We start from the raw sequence: 662 nt of genomic DNA, 5'->3' as shown, positions 1-662 counted from the left end.
TWAAATTTAAAGCAAAATCATAATCTTACACAAAATTAGTTTTCAAATTGTCATATTGATGATTTTTTTTATTTCATCAAGAGTTTTCGACAAAATTAAAGAAAAAACTTATAAATCAATTAAAAAAAGCATTAATAAATTTTTTAAAAAACTTGGTTTTAATAAAATTGAAACTAATAAAATATCAAGTAAGATTTCTAATGATGTAAATGAGTTAATAAATACATGCATAAATATTAGATACTTTGAACAAATAGACTTACTTTATCAAACACCTAGTTTTTGACAAAATTCAGAAAATAAAAAAAGTGTTAATGAATCAGTAGCACCAACATTAGCATGTTCACAAGAAACACCAATTTATGAGAATGTTCCTTTTGTTAATAAAGACCAAGGAAATAAATACAAAGAATTACTTGATGATGCTAATAATCTGTTATTACACGAAAAAGAAGACGCCGTAAATAAATTAGTAGGGCAAGTTGAAGATACAGATAACATCGGAATAGAAAAATAAGATTATTTTATATCAAAATAATTTAAAAGACATTTTTATTGCTTTAATTTTGTCGAAAACTCTTGATGAAATAAAAAAAATCATCAATATGACAATTTGAAAACTAATTTTGTGTAAGATTATGATTTTGCTTTAAATTTTTTAA

At 21.9% G+C, this 662-nt stretch carries 1 protein-coding gene; it reads left to right on the top strand.

Annotation, left to right across the window (positions count from 1 at the left end; all coding sequences use genetic code 4):
- Nucleotides 1-58 precede the first annotated feature (58 nt).
- Nucleotides 59-517, top strand: a complete 459-nt coding sequence (locus tag EHV01_RS06340; RefSeq protein ID WP_422066719.1) for a hypothetical protein — start codon at nt 59-61, stop codon at nt 515-517.
- The last annotated feature ends 145 nt before the right edge of the window (nt 518-662 follow it).

It is taken from the genome of Spiroplasma sp. hy2 (assembly GCF_044714365.1).
In the GTDB taxonomy this organism is placed as follows: Bacteria; Bacillota_I; Bacilli_A; order Mycoplasmatales; family Mycoplasmataceae; genus Spiroplasma; species Spiroplasma phoeniceum.
The sequence above is the reverse complement of the archived record's forward strand: the minus strand, read 5'-3'. Positions and strand labels throughout refer to the sequence as shown.